Here is a 3,381-nt window from a genome sequence, read left to right on the forward strand (position 1 = left end):
CTTTCGGGGGGACCCTCCTGCGCACCCCACTGGGGGTGGAAGGCCGGGGGGGGAGGGGGGGGGGGGGGGGGGGGGGAGAGGGGGGGGCGGGGGGGGGGGGGGGGCCCCCCCCCCCCCCCCCCCGGACCCTTCCGCGGTGGTACGCGGCTCAGCGCCGCACGGTCAGCCGCCGATCGATCGCCCGGGCAGCCGCCGATCAGCGGCAGGTCAGCCGCAGATCAGCAGTGCCTGGTCGAGCGCCTGCAGGAAACGGTTCGTCGTCGCCCGGTCCCGGACCGCGATCCGCAGCCAGTTCCGGTCCAGCCCCGGGAACGTGTCGCCCCGGCGGGCCGCGAACCCGAGCGACCGCAGCCGCTCCCGTACCACGTCCGCCCCGTCGATCCGCAGCAGCACGAAGGGGCCCTCGGCCCCCGCCACGGTCCGGACCTCGTCGAACTCCGCGAGCCCGGCAAGAAGATGCGCCCGCTCCACCCCGATCCGGCGCGCCGCGTGCTCCGCCTCCGCCAGCGCCGCCCGCGCCATGCACGCCTCCGCCGCCACCAGGGCCGGCGTCGACACCGGCCACAGCGGCTGCGTCCGTTCAAGGGCCGCGATCGTCTCCGGCTCGGCCAGGACGTACCCGATCCGCAGCCCGGCGAGCCCCCACGTCTTGGTGAGGCTGCGCAGCACCACGAGCCCCGGCACGTCCGTCCGCCCGGCCAGCGACTCCCGCTCGCCCGGCACCGCGTCCATGAACGCCTCGTCCACCACCAGGATCCGCCCCGGACGGGCGAGCGCGGCGATCGAGGCGGCCGGATGCAGCACGGACGTCGGGTTCGTCGGGTTCCCGATCACCACCAGGTCCGCGTCCTCCGGGACGGCCGCCGGATCCAGCCGGAAACCGTCCTCCTCGCGCAGCAGCACCCGGCCCACCTCGTGCCCGGCGTCCCGCAGCGCCGCCTCCGGCTCGGTGAACTGCGGATGCACCACCACCGGCCGCCGCACCGGCAGGGCCCGCGCGAGCAGCACGAACGCCTCCGCCGCACCGGCCGTCAGGAGCACCCGGTTCGACGTCAGATCGTGCCGCTCCGCGACCGCCGCCCGCGCGGCGCGCCCGTCGGGATAGGCGGCGAGACCGGTCAGCGAGTCGGCGATCCGCTCCCGCAGCCAGTCCGGCGGGGTGTTCGTCCGGACGTTGACCGCCAGATCGATGAGCTTCTCGTCCCGGACCTCGGCGTCACCGTGGTGGCGCAGGTCGTGGGCGTCGGGGTGCGTGTGCGTGTCCATGGCCGCCGTCGTATGGGGGGTGGGGATGGTGGGGGGTGAGCCAGGCTCGCCAGCGATGTACCCGTGAGTCAAGGGCAACAACCGTGCGACGGACATCACTTGTTTCGAGCGAAACAGGCCAAAAGCGGCGATTGCGCAGGTCGCGCGCCGGGATTTCCGCTTCGGGACGAGAAGAACGGCGCATTCCGGGCCGGCGGGCAGGACACCCCCGCCCCGTCCGCCGGCCGGCACCACCGGTCCCGCCGGCCCCCCGCGCCCGTCGCCTCCCGCCATCGCGGCCGCCGCCAGCAGCGCCGCGGCCTCCGCCACCGAGGCCGTCCCTGTCGCGGCCAGCGGCAGGGCGGACGGATGCGGTACGGGAACGGCCGCCAGCTCCCCGGCCGTGAACCCGCGCACCGGCACCCCGAGCGCCGCCGCGGCCGCCACGATCCCCGGCTCCGCCACCCGCGCGTCGAGCGTGCCGAGCGACCGCACGTCCGCGCCCGTCAGACCCGCCTCCCGCAGCACCGCGCCGACGAGCGCGAGGACCTCGTCCGCCGCCGTCCCCGGCCGTACCCCCACGCCGAGGTGCGCACCCCGCACCCCATCGGATAGCAAAGGCCCATGGCTGTAGTCGTCGCGTTCGGCGCGTTCCTCATGACGCTCTTCGGCGGCTGGGTCGCCGGGCGCGTCACCGACCGCCGCCACCTCGTCCTCGGCCTCGCCGGCGGACTCATGCTCGGCGTCGTCGGACTCGACCTCCTGCCGGAGGCCCTGGACGCCGCGGGGAAGAAGGTCTTCGGCGTCCCGGAGGCCCTGCTGCTGTTCGTCGGCGGCTTCCTCCTCGCCCACGTCGTCGAACGGCTCCTCGCGGTCCGCCGGGCCGCCCACGGGGTCGGCGCCGACGAACGCGTCCCCCAGGTCGGCCTCACGGCCGCCGCCGCGATGGTCCTCCACAGCCTCATGGACGGCATCGCGCTCGGCGCCGCCTTCCAGGTCAGCGGAGGCATGGGCGCCACCGTCGCGCTCGCCGTCATCACCCACGACTTCGCCGACGGTTTCAACACGTACACGATCACGAGCCTCTACGGGAACGCCCGCCACAAGGCCCTCGCCATGCTCGTCGCGGACGCCGTCGCCCCGCTCGTCGGCGCCGGACTCGCCACCCTGTTCACCCTTCCGGAGGAACTGCTCGGGAGCTATCTCGGCTTCTTCGGAGGCGCCCTGCTCTACCTCGCCGCCGCCGAGATCCTGCCGGAGGCCCACCACGAACACCCCGCCCGCTCCACCCTGCTGTGCACGGTGGCGGGCGTGGCCTTCATCTGGCTCGTGGTGGGCGTCTCCGGCGGCTGATCTCACGCGCAGTGCTCCACGAACCGCGCGGCGACCTCCGGGGACCCCGCCCAGTGGGTGTGCACATAGCTCGCGTGCACCCCGCCCTGCACGAAGCCCTCCACCCGCCGCTCCGGCTGCCGCAGCCCCCAGGCCGCGAGCGGCCCCGCGCCCGGCTCGATGACCGTGCGGTGGAACTCGTGGCCCCGCATCCTCGCCCCGGCCGGGGCGAGGACGCTGTCGCTCACGGCGACGGCGTCCCGGTAGCCGAGCGTGAGCCGCTCGGACATCCGCGCGTCGGCGTCGAGCACCCCGCACATGGGCGTGCCGTCGAGCGACCGCGCCAGATACAGCAGCCCGGCGCACTCGGCGGCGACGGGCGCGCCGGCTGCCGCGAGCTCGGCGACGGCCTTGCGGAGCGGTTCGTTGGCGGACAGCTCGGCCCCGTACATCTCGGGGAATCCGCCGCCTATGACGAGCCCGCGGGTGCCCTCGGGGAGGGCCTCGTCGCGGAGCGGGTCGAAGGTGACGACGTCGGCACCGGCGGCGGTGAGCAGCTCGGTGTGCTCGGCGTACGAGAACGTGAAAGCGGCCCCACCGGCGACGGCGACGACCGGCCGTGGGGGGGGGGGGGGGGGGGGGGGGGGGGGGGGGGGGGGGGGGGGGGGGGGGGGGGGGGGGGGGGGGGGGGGGGGGGGGGGGGGGGGGAGAGGGGGGGGGGGGGGGGGGGGGGGGGGGGGGGGGGGGGGGGGGGGGGGGGGGGGGGGGGGGGGGGGGGGGGGGGGGGGGGGGGGGGGGGGGGGG

At 76.6% G+C, this 3,381-nt stretch carries 2 protein-coding genes and 1 pseudogene; 1 reads left to right on the plus strand and 2 read right to left on the minus strand.

Going from position 1 to position 3,381, the window contains the following annotated elements:
- Positions 1-207: 207 nt before the first annotated feature.
- Entirely contained in the window at positions 208-1,848 is a 1,641-nt protein-coding gene (gene cobC, locus ACZ7HT_RS24025) for an Rv2231c family pyridoxal phosphate-dependent protein CobC (protein ID WP_471169306.1), read from the minus strand.
- 21 nt (positions 1,849-1,869) lie between these two features.
- Between cobC and ACZ7HT_RS24030 the strand changes: the two genes are divergently transcribed.
- Positions 1,870-2,598: a ZIP family metal transporter gene (locus ACZ7HT_RS24030; RefSeq protein WP_471169309.1), complete on the plus strand. Its 729-nt coding sequence runs from the start codon at positions 1,870-1,872 to the stop codon at positions 2,596-2,598.
- A 2-nt stretch (positions 2,599-2,600) separates the two neighbouring features.
- Here ACZ7HT_RS24030 and ACZ7HT_RS24035 read toward each other — a convergent pair.
- Positions 2,601-3,299 (minus strand): annotated as a pseudogene (locus ACZ7HT_RS24035) (cobyrinate a,c-diamide synthase); the annotation flags it as partial.
- Between the last annotated feature and the right edge of the window lie 82 nt (positions 3,300-3,381).

The organism is Streptomyces sp. NPDC037410 (assembly GCF_055602235.1).